The organism is Streptomyces sp. NBC_00775, assembly GCF_036347135.1.
Classification (GTDB): domain Bacteria; phylum Actinomycetota; class Actinomycetes; order Streptomycetales; family Streptomycetaceae; genus Streptomyces; species Streptomyces lutosisoli.
Map to the genome: position 1 here is coordinate 2,554,581 of NZ_CP108938.1, position 18,187 is coordinate 2,572,767.

Sequence of the window (18,187 nt, forward strand, 5' to 3'; positions counted from 1 at the left end):
GCCTGAGCACCCCCACTCGGAAGGACGCACTCCATTTTTCTTTATCTCACATCCGATATACGGTCGCGCCATGGCAGACGACTACCTCGTACGTATCGGCAAGCTCATCCGTGACGCCCGGCAGCACCGGGGCTGGACACAGTCGCAGCTCGCCGAGGCGCTCGGCACCAGCCAGAGCGCCGTCAATCGCATCGAGCGCGGCAACCAAAACATCAGCCTTGAGATGATCGCCCGAATCGGCGAAGCCCTGGACAGCGAAATCGTCTCTCTGGGCTATGCGGGTCCGATGCATCTGCGTGTCGTGGGCGGGCGTCGTCTGTCCGGCTCGATCGACGTCAAGACCAGCAAGAACGCGTGCGTGGCGCTGCTGTGCGCGACGCTCCTCAACAAGGGGCGCACGGTACTGCGCCGCGTGGCCCGCATCGAAGAGGTGTACCGCCTGCTGGAGGTGCTCGGTTCGATCGGCGTCCGCACCCGGTGGATCAACGACGGGGTCGACCTGGAGATCGTGCCGCCGGGCGAGCTGGAGATGGAGGCGATCGACGCCGAGGCCGCGCGTCGTACGCGGTCCATCATCATGTTCCTCGGCCCGCTGCTGCACCGCATGGACCACTTCAAGCTGCCGTACGCGGGCGGTTGCGACCTGGGGACCAGGACGATCGAGCCGCACATGATCGCGCTGCGCCGGTTCGGGCTCGACATCGCCGCCACCGAGGGCCTGTACCACGCCCAGGTGGACCGCTCGGTCGTCCCCGGCCGCCCGATCGTGCTGACCGAGCGCGGCGACACGGTGACCGAGAACGCGCTGCTCGCCGCCGCCCGCCACGAGGGCGTGACCGTCATCCGCAACGCCTCCTCCAACTACATGGTCCAGGACCTGTGCTTCTTCCTGGAGGCCCTGGGCGTACGGGTGGACGGCATCGGCACGACCACGCTCACCGTGCACGGCGTGCCGAACATCGACGTGGACGTGGACTACTCGCCGTCCGAGGACCCGGTCGAGGCGATGAGCCTGCTCGCCGCCGCCGTGGTCACCGAGTCGGAGCTGACGGTGCGCCGGGTGCCGATCGAGTTCCTGGAGATCGAGCTCGCGGTCCTGGAGGAGATGGGCCTCGACCACGACCGCACTCCGGAGTACTTCGCCGACAACGGCCGTACGCGCCTGGTGGACCTGACCGTCCGGCCCTCCAAGCTGGAGGCGCCGATCGACAAGATCCACCCGATGCCGTTCCCGGGCCTGAACATCGACAACGTCCCGTTCTTCGCGGCCATCGCGGCCTCCGCGCAGGGCAAGACGCTGATCCACGACTGGGTCTACGACAACCGCGCGATCTACCTCACGGACCTCAACCGCCTCGGCGGCCGGCTCCAACTCCTCGACCCGCACCGCGTGCTGGTCGAGGGCCCGACCCGCTGGCGCGCCGCCGAGATGATGTGCCCGCCCGCGCTGCGGCCCGCCGTGGTCGTCCTGCTGGCCATGATGGCGGCCGACGGCACGTCCGTGCTGCGGAACGTGTACGTCATCAACCGGGGCTACGAGGACCTCGCCGAGCGGCTCAACTCGATCGGCGCGCAGATCGAGATCTTCCGGGACATCTGAGAGGCGGCCCCCCTCGGGGCCCTCACCCCGTCCGCGCGGACGCCGGGTTGCCCTGGTGGGTGAAGGCGGCCCAGTGATGGAGGCGGTGGAGGTCGGGGCGGGTGGCCTCGCGGCGGAGGGGGCCGTCCAGGGTGTCGGGGAGCTCGCGGTGCGGGTTGAGCATCCACAGCTGGGCGGCGCGCAGGGCATCCGGCGGGGCCAGCGCGCCGGTGGTGAGGTGGTGGTGGAAGACCGCCATCATCACGGCGGTCGGACCGTCACGCACCGCCCAGCGGGACCCCACGACGTCGGCGGCGCCGCCCGCGACCAGCGCGGTGGCAAGGGTCAACGCCTCGTCGTGATGGCGCGTGCTCAGGTCTGTCTCACAGGCGCTGAGCACCACCAACGGGCCGGCGGTGTCCGTCCGGCGGCCGGCGGCGCCGTCGAGGATGCCGGCCACGGTGAGCCGGCCGGCGTCCTGGCTCGCGCCGGGCGGGCCGGCCAGCCACAGCGCGGAGTCGGTGGGGCGCGGTGCGGCGATGGCGTGGCAGGACAGGTGGACCAAGGACGCCGGCGACGCGCCGCCGGGCAGCACGGCGAGCAGTTCCGCCGGCGTGCCCGCGGCGTCCGGTACCTCGCCGGTGGTGACGAACTCGCCGTAACAGAGCGCGTCGGGGTAGCAGGCGGCACGCAGCGCGGCCGTCTCCACCTCGGCCCAGGGGAGGGTCAGTTCCGGGTCGGCGACGAGCACCTGCCGCCCGGTGGCTGGAGGCATCCGCCGCCGGGTGGCCGCGGCCAGGAACTGGGTGCCGGACGGGGCGTAGCTGAGGACGGCCTCCTGGCAGGCGTACCGGTGGCCGTGCTGGCCGAGACCCCGGATGCGCGCGGCGTGCCACGGGACGGCGCCGAGCCGGCCGCATGGCACCAGCACGATCCGCGGGGGCCGGGCCAGCGGCCACCGCGCCGCCAGTACCGGGCGCACGGCCGAGAGCACCGGGCCCATCACCGCCTTCCAGGCCCAGTCGCACACCGCGGACAGCGCGGCCTGCCACTCCACCTCGTAGGCGGCCCTCCACGACGCGCTCATGGCCGGGTCGGCGAGCGACCGGGAGCGTTCCGCCGCGGCGAAGAAGTAACGCTCCAGCGGCGGGCTGTCCGAGGTCAGCAACTCCGGCAGGGGAAGTATGGCGGGACCGGCGCCGGGGCGCAGGATCAGCGCGTGGCCAGGGAACGAGCGACTGGGCAGGGGCGTGCCGGGGATCAGGTAGACCAACGCGTCGGTGCCCGTGGCGGCGAGGCCGGCGGTCAGCTCGGCGACATCCGCGATGCCCACCAACTGCCGGGTGCCTGAGCCTTCTCCGGCACCGGGGCGGACGCCCAGCGCGGTCAGTGCCCCGCGCCGCAGGCCGCTGGGGATCGGCGGGCCGCCGGCCGGCGGGGGCGGTGCGTGATGGGTCTTGGGCCGCAGAGGGGCTGGGGGTACCTGGGCCCGCCACTTCCGGGCCAGTTCGGGGTGACCGGCGGCGTCGAGGCGCTCGGGGATGCTCCGGGACGCGTCGGCGGCCTGGAGCACCAGGGCACGTCCCCTCTCCAGATCGGCCACCGCGTCGGCCGGCCGGTGGGTGAGGAAGGCGACGAATGCCAGTCGCCGCGACAGCAGGGCGCCGTTGAGGGCCGACGACAGGCCGTGGTCGGCGCCGATCTGGAGCAGGACGTCGGCGGCCAGTTCGTCCAGCGCCTCGCGGGTGATCTCCACGAACGCCCGCCTGTCGTCGTCGGCACGCGGGCCGCCCCGAGCGGCGCGCATCATGTGGGCCTCGGCCAGCTTCGTCAGGACGTCCACGCACTGCGTCCGGCCACGCCCCTCGGCGAGCAGGACGCGGACGCGGGTCAGCTCGGCGATGGCCTCGTCCAGGAGCGCCGGGTCGTCATCGCCGCGCACGACGGCGAGGAGCAGCCGCAGGCCGAGCCTGGCGCGCCGGTCGTACTCCTGCTCGTGGTAGACCTGCGGTTTGTCGGACTCGCGGCGGATTTCCGCGAGTTCGCGTTCCAGAAGCTCTCGCTCGGAGGCGACCTCTCGCTCGGCGGCGTGGTCTCCCGTCCGGGCCGCTCCGGCTGCTCCGGCCGCTCCGGGCAGAGCGCGCCCGGTGGCCTCCTGCGTGTCCCCGCGCAGCTCCTCGAGCCGGCTCAGCCGCTTCGCCAACTCGCCGCGCCAGCTGCTGTCCGGTGGCAGGGCGGCGTACCGGCCACGGAGTTCGTCGATCAGACGCGGCAGCGCCTCGTGGTTTCCGGTGCGCTGCGCGTGGCTCAGTTCACCGTCGGCGGTGGAGAGCGCGAGGCTGAGGCTGAACGGCGCGTCGGGCGGCAGCGAGCCGTCGCGTTCGAGGGTGGCGGCCAGCCCTCGCATGGTGGCCAGGGAGACGTCGGCGTCGTGGAAGCTGCCGCCGAGCGAGGCGGCCTGCCCCAGGACCTCTGCCAGCTCCGCTTGCAGGGCCAGGGCCCACCAGGAATCCGCGGGGCTCGCGTCGACCGCCTCCCTGAGCAGGGTGGCGGCGTCCTCCAGGTAGCCGGGATCACCGGTTCGGTAGGCCAGCAGCCGGTCGAAGTATGCCGCGAAGCGCCGCTCGCGGACGCCGAGGTGGGCAGCGAAGGCCCGCAGATGGCCGTGATGACTGTCGAGATAGGCGACCAGACCCGGTTCCAGGGTGAGGCTGACCGGCCAGTCGTCCAAGGGGTTGCCGCCGTCGCCGCCCGGTTCTGGCGTGGGCCGCTCCGCCGTGGAGAAGTCGACCGATCCGGGCTCCAGGAGCTCCGCCGCGACCAGCAGGTAGGCGTGGAGCCGAGCGGTCCGGGCCCGCTCGGGTGCGTCCGGTGGCAACGCGCGGAGCGCTCGCAGTGCCAGGTCGGCGCCGCCGCGGACGCCGTCGGCGCCAGCTCCGCTGCCGGCGGCGGCCCGGCGCAGCAGCGCTGCGACTTCCGGGTCCAGCTCCAGGATCTCGCCGTCGTGACCGCCGGTCTGCGGCCGCAACGCGTTGACCAGCCAGACCAGGACGCGGGTGAACTGCGGCGTGCTGCGTGAGCCGGCCAGGGCCACCAAGCCGCGGACTGCGTCGAGCAGCGCGCTCTCGGGGGCGTCGGCGTCATCGGGGGCAACGGTGTCCTGGTCGTGGCCGGGTACCGCCGTGCCCGTGGTCGCCGCCTCGGGAGCCGCGGCCCTGGCAGCCGCCGCTGCCGTCTCCTCCGTCGTGTCGGGGTAAGCGGAGCCGGCGGCGAGCATCTGCTCGATGTCCCGCTTGACTCTCGCGGTCTGCCGCTGGAACTCCGGGCCGAGCGGGGCCTCGGCGATGCGGTCGACCACGTCCTTGGCCTCGGTGAGATCCCGGAGCAACGACTCGGTCAGCACCCGTTGGTCGGCGGCGGCGAGCAGCGCGTCCAAGAGGGCGGTGCGGGTGCCGTCGGTGCGGGGCAGGGCCCAGGGCGCGAGCAGGAAGATCAGCATCATCCGGGCCTCCACCACCAGCGGGTTGGCCGACGGCCCGATGCGGTCCGCCCACCGCAGGCGCCGTAGCGCTTCCGCCCGCTCCCCGGAATCGAACGTCGCGCTTTCCTTCCCGTTCAGGCAACGCGCCCCGAGCAGGCGGCCCAAGTGCACGAAGACGGTGGAGAAATCCTCGTTCTTCCTCGCCAACGCGGCCTCGACACCGGCCAACTGGTCGATCACCGGCCCCAGACTCTCGGCGGACGGCCGGGCTCCCGAGACGTTCAGCAGCCGTCGGGCCTCCAGAACGGCGCCGGTCGCCTTCTCCCGCAGCTCCGCCGACCCAGTGCCGTCGTCGCCCTGTCGCGCTTCGCTGACCATCGGCCCCCCGCCGTGCGCCTGCCTCGTCCCCGTGTCTCCAAGGGCCGGCTCACCGCGCAGGTCGACGGGCTCTCTCACAGTGCCGAGGGACGCGGTGGTTCCAGGCCGTACGGGCCCCTCCGCATCCTGCACCCCACGCGGGCGATTGACCACCGTGGCCGCGCGCTACGACGATCTCGCGCGCCTCGTGCTGAAGGTCGCTTGCGACAGGACAGTCACACAAGTGGGCCTTCAGCGCCCGCTTCACGGCGATACGCTGGCGATCAGGGCAGCCTGGGTCGCCGAGCGGCCCCGCCGAGGGTTCACGCGAGGGGGCGTCGTGCACGACCACAGGCGAGAGATCGCGGATGCGCTGGCGGACTCAGGGCGCACCGACCGGGAAACGGCCCTCCACGTACTGGGATCCGCCGCCCGGTGGGCCGCACACGCCCTCGGCCGGCTGAACTCCCCATCCGATGGCGGCAGTTCGGACGACACCGACGGGGCCGACGCTCTGGAGACCCTGTTCGCGCTGGACGACGCACTGGCCGACACCCGTGACCTGGCGGCCAAGGCACTGCCCGAACTGCTGGCGGAGGCCCGGCCGGGCGAGAGTGTGGCACAGAGCACCCGTGACGTGATGAACGAACTCACCGCGGCGACCGAGCGGGTGGCGTCGCAACGGGCGGCTCTGGAAAGCCTCGTGGAGAGGGAGGAGGAGCTGCGCCGCCGCCTCGCGGAGCACGAGAAGCTGCGGCAGGAGGCCGACGAGCTTCGGCGGCTGGAACGGCTGGCGGAGGAGCTGGACGGGCTCCAGGCGCAGCGCGAAGTCGTCGACGCACGGTTGCGGGAGCTGCGCGGCCGGGACCTTGGAGCGGCCGACCGGGAGCTGCGCACCGGGGCCGACGACCTGCTGCGGCTCACCAAGGAGCAGCTCGCCGTGCTGGAGCCACGGACCCGGCAGAGCCTGGAGGACGCCGCGGCGGCGCAGCACGTGCTGGCGGCCACGGAGCACGAGCTGAGCGAGGTCTCCCACCAACTCACCGCCGACCAGGACCGGTTGGAGCGTATCCAGGAGGAACTGGAGCGCATCCAGGAGGAACACGGCAAAGTCATCACATCCCTGAAGCGCTATGCCCAGGCCGACCAGGAGCTGGCGCAAGCCCTGCTCAAGGCCGCCGGTACGGACTCCCGCCGCGCCGCGCCGGAGCGGAGCCTCTCCCTGGAGGAGGTGGAGGCCCTCACCCGGACCGTCGAGGAGCAGCTCGGCCTCGCGGATCAGACCCTGCGCCGCGTGCTGGCCGATCGCCAGGGGGCGGAGGAGGACGGCGGGACGAAAGTCACCGGCGCTCAGCCCTGACCGGCGGGCGGATCAGGCACGTCCTCGGGCAGATACTCCGCACCCTTGTCCCCCTGACTCCACCGCGCCGCCTTGCGGCCCTCCATCAGCTCCAGCAGCCTGCGCACCTCCCGGGCATTGCCGAACGAGGCCCGACGGGCCTGCCGGGTCGTCTCCAGCCACAGCCTGGCGCGCTCCGCGGTCCCGGGGCCCAGGGTGTAGCCGGCCTCGGCAGCCATCCGGTGGAGGATCTCCACCAGGCCGTCCAGGGTGTAGCCGGGGAAGGGCACCTCGGTGGTGAACCGTGACCGCAGCCCCGGGTTGAAGTCGAGCAGCCGCTCCATGTCCTCGGGATATCCGGCCGCGATCACGACCAGCCGGCCGCGCCAGTGCTCCATCTCACGCAGCAGGGTGTCCACGGCCTCCGCGCCGAAACCGCCGTGACCCCCGGTGTCCCGGACCAGGCTGTAGGCCTCGTCGATGAACAGCACGCCGTCCAGCGCCCGCTCGACCGCCTCGCGGACCCTGGGCGCGGTCTGCCCCACGAACTCGGCCACCAGGTCGGTGCGGGTCACCTCCACGACATGCCCCTTGTGCAGCAGCCCCAGTCCACGGAACAGATCGCCGATCAACCGGGCCACCGTGGTCTTGCCGGTGCCCGGAGGGCCGGTGAACAGCAGGTGGGGCGGGGCGAACGCCTCCGTGCCACGCTCCTGGCGCATCCGCAGCCGGTTCGCGAGTCCTTCCAGCTCCCTGCGCACCGGCCCGAGGCCGATGTACCGGTCGAGTCCGGCGAGCAGTTCGGCGAGTTCGGGCACCGGGCGCGGCAGGTGGTCCCGGTACCTCTCCGGGATGTCGTCGACGATGACGGGCTGTTCCACGTCCCGTCGCACGCGGACGGCCCACGGGGTGCGGAGCGCGTCGGCGAGGGTGCGCATCTCCCGGGCGTTGCCGAAGCCCTCGTCCCGGGAGCGGTGCATGCCCTCCACGATCTGCCGCAGCGCCTGTGCCGCCTCCTCCCCGGGACGCAGGCCGTGCTTCTCCAGGCGGCCCAGCAGGATCGTGTGCAGGGTGCCGGGGTCGTAGTCGGGGAATTCGACGGTGGTGGGGAACCGGCTCCTGAGGCCGACGTTCGCCTCGACGAACTCCTTCATCTTCTCCGGGTAGCCGGCCACGACGACCACCAGGCGGCCGCGGTCGTTCTCCATGCGCGTGAGAAGCGTCTGGATGGCCTCCTGGCCGAATCCGTCGTTCTGGTCGCTGAGCGCGTACGCCTCGTCGATGAACAGCACGCCGTCCAGGGCCCGGTCGACCACCGCGTTGGTCTGGATGGCGGTCTGCCCCACGTACCCGGCGATCAGGTCGCTGACCTTCACCTCCACGCAGTGCCCACGGCTGAGCACTCCCAGGTCCCGGTACATTTCGCCGACCAGCCGGGCCACGGTCGTCTTGCCGGTCCCGGGGTTGCCGGTGAACACCAGGTGCCGGGCGGGCGGTTCATCGACGGTGGCCAGCCCGCGGGCGCGCAGTTCCTCGGCCGCCTCCGTCTCGTTCCGGATGGCCTCGAAACGAGATATCAGATCCTCCATGCCGGGCATCGCGGCAAGCCGCTCCCAGGGCGTCCGTTCGTCGGACACGGCTCCTCCCACCCACCGCCGGACCGAGTGGTGGCTCAACGACGCCCCGTCCGTCGGCAGTTGTTCAAGGCGCTCACTCCAGACGCGGACCGTCTCGGGCTGGCCGGCCATCGCCCGGACCACCCGGTCCAGGTCCTGCCACTCGACCCGCAGCCCCTTCCGCAGCCGTACCGAGTGCACAAGGCGCTCCAGTTCCGCCGCCTGCGGAAGTTCGACCCGGAAGGTGCCGCCGCGGGCGGGCTCGTCCCGCCGTTCCCGCACGAAGGTCTCCAGCTGCGGATAGTGGCCGAGCCCCGCCAGGAGCTCGGACACTCCGTCCAGGGAGGGGTTGCGGAACACGAGGATCCACTGGTTTCCCGCCACGGTGTCGGCCGCCCACTCGGCCATGGCTCCGGCCAGCTGCCGCGGGGCCCGGTTGTGGAGCAGGAACGCGTCCGCGTGCGGGAAGACCACGGCCGTACGGTGTTCCGGGTCGCGGAGATGAGCGGTGAGGGTCATCACGCCGAACGGATCGGAGATCCCGGCCGTGGGTGCCGCACCGGCTCCTCGGGCCGGTTCCGGGGCAGGTTCCGCCGCGGAGCGGGGTGCGGCACCCAGCAGCCGCGTCCCGCCGAGGGGCCCCTGCAGACTGGCGTGTCGCATGGTGCGCGGCACGCGTCGGCCGGCCATCTCCGCGGTACGGCGGGCCGGCCGGCGGGACAGATCCCACGACGCCCTGTCCCGGAAGTAGACCGGGCTGGTCAGGGTGCTGAAGACGATCCGCTCGAACCCGGCGGCACGCAGCACGCGCCAGAGCGCCTGCTCCATCGAGCACACCTGGGCGGCGGTGTCGACGAAGGCGTCGCCCACACCGGGCCCGTACAGGACGGTGAAGGGTTCGCCGGTGCGGACGGCCGCCGGGTCCAGCCGTTCCGTCCCCGGCGGACGGGGAGGACGGCTCTGCTTCGTCAGGCTCCTGTTCATGTGCCGGGGTTTTCCCTGCCTGCCCGGTGCTGCTCCCCGGGACGGAGGACCGGAGTGCCGCGCTCCGCCTCGGGCGCCGACGCCTCAAGACCGATGGGCACGCCCTGCTCCCGCAGCGCCTGGTAGACCGCGTCCGCCCGGTCCCGGAGATCGGCCTCGGCGGTGCTGTCGTGGTCGTGGGACACCACGCGGATCACGCACTGGGGCGAGTCCTTGTCGGCCTGCTCGATCTCGACCGTGATCTCGTTGCCGCCGGCGTGGCGGAGCCGGGCCCGGAACGCTCCCCGCGGATCACCGTCGTCGTACCCGGACTCCTCCTCCACGAGGTCGTAATAGGCGACCTCGGCGAGTGTCTCGGCCACGACGTCGGCCAGGTTCACCCGCAGCTGCGAGGTGAGCTGGCGCATCCCGGCCCGCTCGACGGCCTCGCCCAGGCTCCGTTCGAGCCGGGGCGCCTCCTCGTCGCGCAGGCCGCGCAGGTCCTCCACGCCCGTGCGCGGGTCACGGGCCCGGGCAAGCGCCTGACCGGTGTCCTGCCGTACCCGGTCGTACTCGCCCTCGGACCAGTGCACGACGTCGAGCAGATAGCCGGCGATGACCTCGGCGTCGGGTCCGACGACCGGACGCTGCCGGTTCTCCTCGGCCAGCATCTCGATCTGCACCAGGGCCTCGACCGCCTCCTTCTGGGCCAGACAGCGCTCGAACTCCCGCTGCTCGATGTCCACCCGCAGATCGCTCAGCTCGTGGAAGGTCTCCTGCGCCACGGCCAGAGCGGCGTCGAACCGGCCGTCAGCGGCGTTCTCCTCGGCCGTGGCGATCCGGTGCCGCAGCCTGTCCAGCCGGCCGGGCGCATACCGGTCGTGGGGCAGCTCCCCGTCGACCAGGTCCGCCATGGTGCGGGCGTCCACCAGCCAGGTCCGTACGGTGGTCTCGGCGCGCGCCCGGTCCTCCTTGAAGGCGTCGATCTCCTGGGCGAGCCGGGCCGTCTCGGCGCGACGCTCGGCGCGCTCGGCGGCGAGGGCTTTCTCGGCCTCCTTGCGCTGCTGTTCCAGCCGCTGCCGGGTGTCCTGCTCGATCCGGCCGGCCGTCTCCCGCAGGTCCTGGTGGAGGCGATCGGCCTGCTCCTGAAGCCTGCGGGTGGTGTCGGCCTCCAGATGGCGTGTCCGGTCGCTCAGCCTGTCGACCGCCTCCTGCTGGCGGCGCTGCCGGTCCTGCAAGGGGGAGAACGCCCGGTCGATGTCGGCCCGGGTCTGTGCCCTCACATCGGCGAACAGCCGTGGGATGTCCCGCTTGACCTCCCGCAGCTGCCGCGCCCTCTGTTGCAGGCGGTACCACTCCGACTGGTCGACCTGAATGCGTTTCCTGCCGCTCATGACCACCCTTCCTCTCCTGGATTCGGGCTGCTGGTGTCCGCTCCCGACATCCGGGCGCGAACCATGTCGACCGCTGTCTCGAACACCGCGGGGAACCCTTTCGGCGCCACTCCGATGAGCAGCGTCTCCGGGCCGTTGACGGCGATCTCCGCGTCGCGGGCCCGGTGCGCGAAGTCGTATCCGCTGTCCGCCAGCCGCCGGGTGAGATGGTGGATCCGCTGGTTGGTGCTGCCGCGCAGGCCGCGCCCGTCGTTCAGCCCGGCCACGTACAGCCCGTCGATCAGCACATCGACGACGGCGAGCAGGTCCGGTACGCCCTCCGACGGTGGCCGGGCCAGCAGCCGTTCCAGGCGATGGCCGGTGAAGCAGATCACGGAGACGTCCCGGATCTCCCGCGCCTGCCGGACCAGTTCGGCCAGCCCGGCCGCCTGCTGCATCGGCTCGCCTCCCGACAGGGTCAGGCCGGTGACCCGGGGGTCGGCGAGCAGCTCGGCCGCCAGCTCCCCGGGGCCGGCCTGCCGCGCGGGGCGGTCGGGAATCCACTCCGGGGCGACGCACCCGGCGCAGTGGAAGGGGCACCCCTGCACCCACACCACCGACCGGACGCCGGGTCCGAGCGCCCGGGTGCCGACGTGTGTGGCCGCCACGTTGAGCAGCGGCTGAGTGGTCATCAGGACCGTCCCGTGCCCGGCGCGACGGCGTCGGCCCCGGAACCGGGGCCGGCTGCCGGCTCGTGCGGGAGATGGGTGAACGACAGGCCGCCGACCATGGCCTCGCCCCCCGGCTCGCAGGTCACCTGGTCCGGCCGTCCGGAGGCGCCGGCCGGCGTGTAGCGGATCAGCAGATCGACCCGGGACCCCTCGGCCGTCCGGCGGCGCCGGCCGTGCACCGTGCCCTGCCCGCCGCGGCGTGGCTGGAACCCCACCCGCCTCCCGGACAGCGCGATCCGGTCCGGGATCTCCACGCCGAACACGGGTACGGCCGTCAGTACCCCGTGCAGCGGAGGCCGGTTGACACTCCGCCACCACAGCCACCCGAGCACCAGGGCCGCCACCAGCGCCAAGAGGACGGCCGGCAGGAAGTACACCGAGCCGACCTCGGCCCGCGCCACCAGGGGATCACCGGTGACGGCGACCCCGTCCGGAATCCTCAGGTCCACGTCGGGGGCGAGCGCCCGCTGCCACGTGGAGGACACCTGGCCGGACACCCGCAACGCGGCCCTGCCGTCCTCGGTCCGCCGGTAGGGCAGTGCGCCCGCGCCAGGACCCCCGGCCAGTCGGACGGTGTACGTGCGTGACTCGCCCGGTTTCAGGGTCAGTTGTTTCGGCACGCCGGTGACGTCGAGCGGGACACCGTCCGCCGAGACCCGCACACCCCTCACCGTCAGCGGCACGTGCCGGGTGGCCGACCGGAAGGTGACGGAGGCGGTGGCGGAGCCGTCGGTGAGATCGCGGACGCCGGTGTCCGTCCAGGACGCCGTGACGCCCTTCCCCTTGTCCTCGACGAGCAGCCGCGCCGCCGACCGGGCCCGGGTGCTGTCCCCGGCCCTTCGCAGATAGGCGCTGAGGTCCTGGATGCTGTCCGGGCGCAGGACGAGCGTGTTCTCCACGACCTTCCCGAGCAGATTCACGCCGGTGGCACCGCTGCCCAACGGCAGTGCGTATCCGGCGAGTTCGGTGCGCCCGCCGAGGGCCTTGGCCCGCTTGCGCAGCTTGTCCCAGGGGGCGCCGGACGACTTGGGGTAGTCGGACCCCCGTGGCGGATCGTGTTTGCCGTCGGTCAGCAGGACCACGGAGGCGACGTCCGCGGCGTCCGTCCGTTCGAGTTCGTGCAGGCCCTGGTCCAGAGCGGCCCCGATGTCGGTCGCACCGGACCGGTTGGGTGCCTTGGGCAGCCGGGAGACGATCTTCGCCGCGTCGCCGGCCGGTCCGATGTACCGCTCCTCGGGGCGGTTGTCGAAGGTGATGAGGGCGACATGGTCGGCAGGCGTCAGCCCGTCCAGAAAGACGCGCAGGGTGGAACGTACGGTGCTGTAGCGGCCTTTGGCTGCCATCGAACCGGAGGTGTCCACCAGGACGACGTAGTCGACCGGCTGATCGGCCACGCCGAGTTCCCGGTAGATCTCGTCCCGGGTCGGCGCCGTCCCGGCGGCGGTCGCCGGAACGGCAGTCGCAGTCAGGACGGCCAACAGTGCGGCTGTGGCCACGGCGGCCCCGCGCCGCAGCGCGGTCACCGCGCGCGGTGACCGGACGGATCGCTTCACGTAGGGGCTCCCTCGCTGTCGGGCGGTGGGTCGGATGGGGAGTCGGGCTGGAGATCGCTCGGCAGGACGCCCAACTCGAACTCCTCGCACGGGGGTTGCGCGGCCATGCCGTCCTCGGCCGGGTGCACGCCGGGGCGGCTCCGCCCGAGCGGTTGCAGGACGAGGCGGGCCGTCCCGTCGACGGCGAGGCGCACGCCGACGTGGAAGCGCGCGCCGTCGCCGGACGGAGGGACGGTCACCACACCGGCCGGGGCGACGGCGCCGCTCCCGGCCGCGCGGACCACGATCCGGACTTCGCGTCCACCCGTCCCCCCGGCGGGTCCGGCCGTCCCGTCGGCCCGTCCGCCCGTCCTGTCGGCAGGTCCGGCCGTTCCTTCGGCGCGTCCACCCGCCCCGTCGGCGGATCCGGTCCGGACCCGCACCCGGTCTCCGCCGGCCTCGGCGAACACGGTGGCACCACCCGGCTCCAGCGTCCCGGGCGGGCTGATCAGCAGTTCCTCGTCCCGGGGTCTGCCGACCACGGTCCGGTGGACGCGCACGGCCACGGCATGCGGATAGCGGTCGGCCGGGTCGATGTGCCCGCCGGCGACCAGGGCGGCCCCGAACACCGCGGCCAGCGCGGGGTCCGTCCCGTCGGGCAGCGGAACCGGCCGGCCCAGACGGCCGGTCAGGTGCCGCAGCAGCGCCCCGGACCGAGCCGGACCGCCCACCGCGATCACCCCTGTGCGGGGGGAGGCCGGACCGGTGGCCCGGGCTTCCGTCAGGCCGTCCAGGGCCCGTTCGAGCCCGTCCGTGAGCCGGTCCAGCGCCCGGTACACCATGCCCGCGGTGATCGCCCGGCCGGCCACCTCGTAGAGCACCGTGTCCGCCAACCGGTCGGCCCGGTCGGGCCGGTCCGCCATCCGGTCGAGCACGACCTCTATGCGCCGGACGCTCTGCGCCCGGGCCTCGCAGTGCTTCCGCAGCACCTCGGGGTCGTCGGTCGGCAGCCCCGCCCCGGCCAGCACCGCCGCGTCGAACGCGGCGCCGTAGCCGTCGCCGCCCGGTGCGTACCCGCCGACCCGGGCCACGGTCACGGCCCCACCGACGACGGAGCACTCCGTGACCTCGGCCGCCAAGGCGCCCAAGTCGCACACCAGCAGGCGGGGTGCTGTCCGGGTGCCCGCATGCCGGAGCAGCGCCAGCACCGCGTGCGGGGTGTCCAGCAGCCGGGGCCGCGGCATCCGGCCGTCCCCGGGCGGCGGCACGGCCCGCTCCTGCGGTGGGACGACCAGCACCACCTGACCGGGCGTACCGCAGTGCTCGCGGTACGCGGTGTACGCCGCCCTCAGCGCCGCCCCGCGGTCACGGCGGACGCCGACGGGGGTGGGCAGCCCCTCTCCGGGCACCGTCCCGGGCAGCTCCACCAACTCCGGCGTCCCGTCCGCACGGGTGCGCGCGACCCGGAGGAACCGTGTGCCGGCGTCGACAGCGATGGCGGGCGCGGCGCGAGTCGTCATCGGGATCCCCCGGGCAGATGCCGACTTATCTTCTTGAGGACCCCCCGGCGCTCCGTCGCGGTTCCGGGCGGCGGGGGCCACGAATCCTGTCGGCCCTGCAGTTCCGTCAGGATCCATTCGTGCCGGGCTTTCTGGATCTCGCTGTGATTCATCAGCTGGTCACGCAGTTCTCCGTGCCGGTCCCCGCGTGCGAGGGCCGCGTACAGTTCCAGCCCCGGGAAGCCCGCCACGAGGCCGTCCATGTGCCAGGCGACCCGCTCCAGGCCGTCCGCTCCGACCTCGAGCGTCCACGCGGCGATCGCGTCCAGCAGCGGTGCGGGGAGACGACCCTGTTCATGGGCTTCGAGAACGATCCGGGCCAACTCCTGGTACGGCGCCCGGCCCTGATCCTGAGCCGCCTTCCGGAAGTCACGGACCGGCCGTAGCCATCCCAGGTCGTACCGCTTCTCCAGTTCCTCCATGAGGTACTCGGGAACGTCGAGATCGTTGAGGGGCCTGCCCCGTCCGGTGAGCCGCCTGTGCAGTTCCTCGCAGAGTTGGCGCAGGAGGCTGTCCGGCAGCGCGCGGCTCAGCTCCTCGATCGCCCACCATGTGTTCCCGGACAACTCCCCGCCCAGAAGTGCCTCGACCGCCACCCTCCTGAGTTCTCCGTCGGACTCGATCCGGCGGATCAGAACAGACACGTAGTCGTGCAGTGCCTCTTCCGCGGTGAGCCGCTCCAGCCGGGGCATTCCCGCCGTGGCTCCGCCTCGGACAGCCGCGCAGAAGAGGTCGGCGTCGGCTGCCACAATCCCGGACGTCTGCGGCTCCCCGACAGGAACCAACTGCTCTACGGCTTCCCCCAGTCCGCGCTCCGTGCGGGCGACCCTCCAGAGCCGCGGCCACATCAGAGCGAGCACCTCCGGCCGCCTCTGCGCCCGGGCGATCTCCAGGGTGATCCGCCCGCCGCCCTCGAGTGCCCCGGCGAACTCGGCCGCGTCCGTGGCGGTGGCCAGGTCCAGGGATTCGCCGAGCAGTACGGCCGCGAAGCGCAGCCAGCCAGGGGTGACGTCGGCGGCCATGTCGTCCCGCGCTCGCTGCACCAGGCGGTGGAGCGGTGCCAGGCTGCGGTCCTCGTGGTCCAGCAGGCACTTGAGCCATGTCTTCCCGACGGCGGACTCGCTGACGAGGAGGCGGTCGGCGCCGTCTGTGTGGCGGCCCCACTCGTTGTCAGCCATGTAGATGAGCGTCCCGGTCCATTCGTGCGTCGCTTCCGGGGCCTCGACCAGGGTGCTGAACAGTTCGTCGAAGCTGCCGGGGCGGCACGCCTCGACAGTGTTGTGGACGACGCCCAGGTACTGCTTGGCGCGCTCGAAGGACAGGGTGGGAGTGCCGGCGCCCAGGACCTCCCGGACGAGCAGGGACGGGGTGCGCTCGGACCAGTGCTCCCCCAGCAGGCTCCCCGCGACCGCGTTGCCGCCGTGCGCGCATCGGACCAGGAAGAGGGTCAGCGCGCCCAGGCGATGTTCGTTCAGGGACGCGGCCGGATACCGTTCCAGGACCCGGCGGACGTCCCCGAACTGCCCTCCGCCCGACCGGATCTCCTCGACCACGACGTCCATCAGGTCCGCCTCGCGCAGGGTCCTGAGAGCCGCCCCGGGGCGTGGTGCCGCGGCCGGTTCCACGGCGGCCGTGAGCAGATACGCCACGATCTCGGTGGTGTCGCCGGTCTTCGCCCGCAGCCTGCGAAGCCCGTGCAGATAGGCCCGGGCGGTCTCGTCCCGCGGCTCACCCGGCGGGCTGCCGCCGAGCACCGACGTGACCTGCCCTGTCCGTGCCGCGGACGCGAAGAACAGCCTCAGGTCGTGCTGCGACGGGCCGGTCCAGGTCGCGGCGCTGAGCCAGGCCCGGCATTCGTAGGGCAGCAGAGAGCAGACCGCGTCGAGCACGCGGACGCGGTCGGTGACGTCGGGCAGTGCCTTACCCGGACTCGGCGTGATCGCCACCTGCCGGTTGCCGAGCAGCAGCGCGGCCACGCCGGCCGCCCAGTCGAAGCCCAACTGATCGATCACTTCGGCGAGTTCAGCGGGAGGCGTGCCAGGCACAGCGACGGTCATCGGGACCGCGTCGCCGGGAAGCGCCGGCGGATCCGACAGCAGCGCACGGTCGATCCCGGACCAGGTCAGGGCGGCCCGGCCCGCCTCCGCCCACTCCAGCAGGGTCAGCCTCCAGGCGTAACTGGGGGCGCCGGTGCCGTCGGTCGACCCGTCCCATGTGGTCTCCACGCAGGCGCAGACGGGTTCCGGATGCGTGTCCGTTCCGCCGAGGAACACCCGCCACGGCAGTTCGCCCTCCGGGTCACGGCCGCCCGGTGCGCCGGTGGCAGAGGCCTTCCAGAGGTAGGTGCTCGCCCGGTCGTCCGGAAGGCTGCTCCGCAACACCTCGTAGCCCATGGTCTGCCCCGGATGCTTGCCCAGCACCGCCCAGTGCGCGGTCAGTCGTTCCTCTCCGAGGCCCTCGTTCACCGCCGCTTCCCCACGCGCCAGCCGCCGCCCCGGCCGCGGTCCCGGTGAATCCGGCTCTCCAGGTCGATCAGCGGTTCCAGGACGTTGATCGGCACCGGGGACGTACGGATGCGCAGTGTCCCGTCCACCGCGACCGGTTGGACGTAGTCCCCGTAGTCGAACACGTGCTGCGGGTTCAGCCGGAAGCCGACGGCGGAGGCCGCGTAGTAGGAGATGCGCCGGGGGTCGAAATGGGCGTACAGGGCGTCGCGTACCAGCCGGGCGTTGGATCCGCGGAACTCGTCGCACATCCACTGGAAGAACTTCTCGCTCTGTTCCCGGGGCACGCGGGGAAGCCGTGAGCCCACCGTGTCCTGGGTGACCCAGCCCGCCTCCACCGCGGGCCGGAAGACGTCCGGGTGGTCGAACTTGGCTATGCAGACAGACACATGGTGCGGAAGCCTGCCGTCGACGAGCTCGCCCTGGTCCCGGACCCTCGCGGCCAGCTGGATCAGAGTCGCCTGGAGATAGGTGAAGCTCTCGGTGGCCTCTTCGGCGTCACCGACCGGGTCGAAGAGATAGATCAGCCCATGGGACCGTGCGAGATGACCGACGAGCTGGGCCTGCTGGGGATGATCGTGCCGGAACACCTCCCCGGCCGCGTCCTGGATCTCCAGCACGAAGTTGGGCCGCCGGCTCCGGAATCCCAGCTTTCCCTTCTCCTCCGGCCCCTGGACGGACCAGGCCATGCCGTGGACACCCATGCTGGCCGGCGGGAAGGCCCGCCGCCGGGTCAGCAGGTCCACGCCCTGGGTGAGGAAGGCGTTGGCCTCCTGCGTCATGCCGGCGATGTTCCAGCTGCCCTCGTTGTGCCGCTGGTACTGCATCGCGGCGATCGGCAGGGCGGTGAGATACGTCGTCTTGCCTGAGCGGGGTGCGCCCCACAGCCCGATTCTTATGCGGTCCGGGGCCGTCCCGTTCGCCTGGCCCGCTGACGGAACCGGCACGGCTTCCAAGACCGGCACCGAATCCGGTACCGGCGCGGGCTCCGGGGCATCGCCCGCGCCGGTGAGGGCCTGCCTCGGCGGTGCGCTGGGCGGGAGACCGCCCCCGGCCGGCGCGGTCACGGGGGCCGGCTCCGGGCCGCCGGACTCCTTCTTGTTCGGGTTGTAGAGATCGGACATGAACTCTCCTCGTACCGGGGACGCAGGGG

Annotated in this window: 10 protein-coding genes; 2 read left to right on the top strand and 8 right to left on the bottom strand. The window is 72.6% G+C overall.

Annotated features, from left to right (window positions below):
* Positions 1-70: 70 nt before the first annotated feature.
* Complete coding sequence (locus tag OIC96_RS11360; protein ID WP_330307959.1) at positions 71-1,600, top strand: helix-turn-helix domain-containing protein; 1,530 nt, start codon at positions 71-73, stop codon at positions 1,598-1,600.
* A gap of 22 nt (positions 1,601-1,622) precedes the next feature.
* Here the strand turns inward: OIC96_RS11360 and OIC96_RS11365 are convergent, their stop codons facing one another.
* Entirely contained in the window at positions 1,623-5,438 is a 3,816-nt protein-coding gene (locus OIC96_RS11365) for a CHAT domain-containing protein (protein ID WP_330307958.1), read from the bottom strand.
* 319 nt (positions 5,439-5,757) lie between these two features.
* Here OIC96_RS11365 and OIC96_RS11370 point away from each other — a divergent pair, with 319 nt between their 5' ends.
* Positions 5,758-6,777 carry a hypothetical protein gene (locus tag OIC96_RS11370; protein ID WP_330307957.1) on the top strand — a complete coding sequence of 340 codons (1,020 nt, stop codon included), beginning with the start codon at positions 5,758-5,760 and terminating at the stop codon, positions 6,775-6,777.
* Here OIC96_RS11370 and OIC96_RS11375 read toward each other — a convergent pair.
* From OIC96_RS11375 to OIC96_RS11405, 7 genes are read right to left on the bottom strand one after another with little or no spacing between them, the layout of a single operon-like run.
* Positions 6,768-9,356, bottom strand: a complete 2,589-nt coding sequence (locus tag OIC96_RS11375; RefSeq protein WP_330307956.1) for an AAA family ATPase — start codon at positions 9,354-9,356, stop codon at positions 6,768-6,770. The two genes, OIC96_RS11370 and OIC96_RS11375, sit on opposite strands and share 10 nt — an antisense overlap.
* Positions 9,353-10,729, bottom strand: a complete 1,377-nt coding sequence (locus OIC96_RS11380; protein WP_330307955.1) for a hypothetical protein — start codon at positions 10,727-10,729, stop codon at positions 9,353-9,355. Before OIC96_RS11380 ends, OIC96_RS11375 begins: the two co-directional genes overlap by 4 nt.
* On the bottom strand, positions 10,726-11,400 hold the full coding sequence (locus tag OIC96_RS11385; RefSeq protein ID WP_330307954.1) for a 4Fe-4S single cluster domain-containing protein: 675 nt from the start codon (positions 11,398-11,400) through the stop codon (positions 10,726-10,728). Before OIC96_RS11385 ends, OIC96_RS11380 begins: the two co-directional genes overlap by 4 nt.
* Positions 11,400-12,992, bottom strand: coding sequence for a vWA domain-containing protein (locus OIC96_RS11390; protein WP_330307953.1), 1,593 nt, complete (start codon positions 12,990-12,992; stop codon positions 11,400-11,402). The genes OIC96_RS11385 and OIC96_RS11390 overlap by 1 nt, the downstream gene beginning before the upstream one ends.
* Positions 12,989-14,491, bottom strand: a complete 1,503-nt coding sequence (locus OIC96_RS11395) for a sugar kinase (RefSeq protein WP_330307952.1) — start codon at positions 14,489-14,491, stop codon at positions 12,989-12,991. The genes OIC96_RS11390 and OIC96_RS11395 overlap by 4 nt, the downstream gene beginning before the upstream one ends.
* Positions 14,488-16,995 carry a hypothetical protein gene (locus tag OIC96_RS11400; RefSeq protein ID WP_330307951.1) on the bottom strand — a complete coding sequence of 836 codons (2,508 nt, stop codon included), beginning with the start codon at positions 16,993-16,995 and terminating at the stop codon, positions 14,488-14,490. The genes OIC96_RS11395 and OIC96_RS11400 overlap by 4 nt, the downstream gene beginning before the upstream one ends.
* Positions 16,992-18,158: a hypothetical protein gene (locus tag OIC96_RS11405; RefSeq protein WP_330307950.1), complete on the bottom strand. Its 1,167-nt coding sequence runs from the start codon at positions 18,156-18,158 to the stop codon at positions 16,992-16,994. The genes OIC96_RS11400 and OIC96_RS11405 overlap by 4 nt, the downstream gene beginning before the upstream one ends.
* Positions 18,159-18,187: the final 29 nt, after the last annotated feature.

Coding starts and splice junctions, on each gene's coding strand:
- OIC96_RS11375 (WP_330307956.1), bottom strand. CDS start 9,356: ATGAACAGGAGCCTGACGAAGCAGAGCCGTCCTCCCCGTCCGCCGGGG.
- OIC96_RS11405 (WP_330307950.1), bottom strand. CDS start 18,158: ATGTCCGATCTCTACAACCCGAACAAGAAGGAGTCCGGCGGCCCGGAG.
- OIC96_RS11365 (WP_330307958.1), bottom strand. CDS start 5,438: ATGGTCAGCGAAGCGCGACAGGGCGACGACGGCACTGGGTCGGCGGAG.
- OIC96_RS11385 (WP_330307954.1), bottom strand. CDS start 11,400: ATGACCACTCAGCCGCTGCTCAACGTGGCGGCCACACACGTCGGCACC.
- OIC96_RS11360 (WP_330307959.1), top strand. CDS start 71: ATGGCAGACGACTACCTCGTACGTATCGGCAAGCTCATCCGTGACGCC.
- OIC96_RS11395 (WP_330307952.1), bottom strand. CDS start 14,491: ATGACGACTCGCGCCGCGCCCGCCATCGCTGTCGACGCCGGCACACGG.
- OIC96_RS11380 (WP_330307955.1), bottom strand. CDS start 10,729: ATGAGCGGCAGGAAACGCATTCAGGTCGACCAGTCGGAGTGGTACCGC.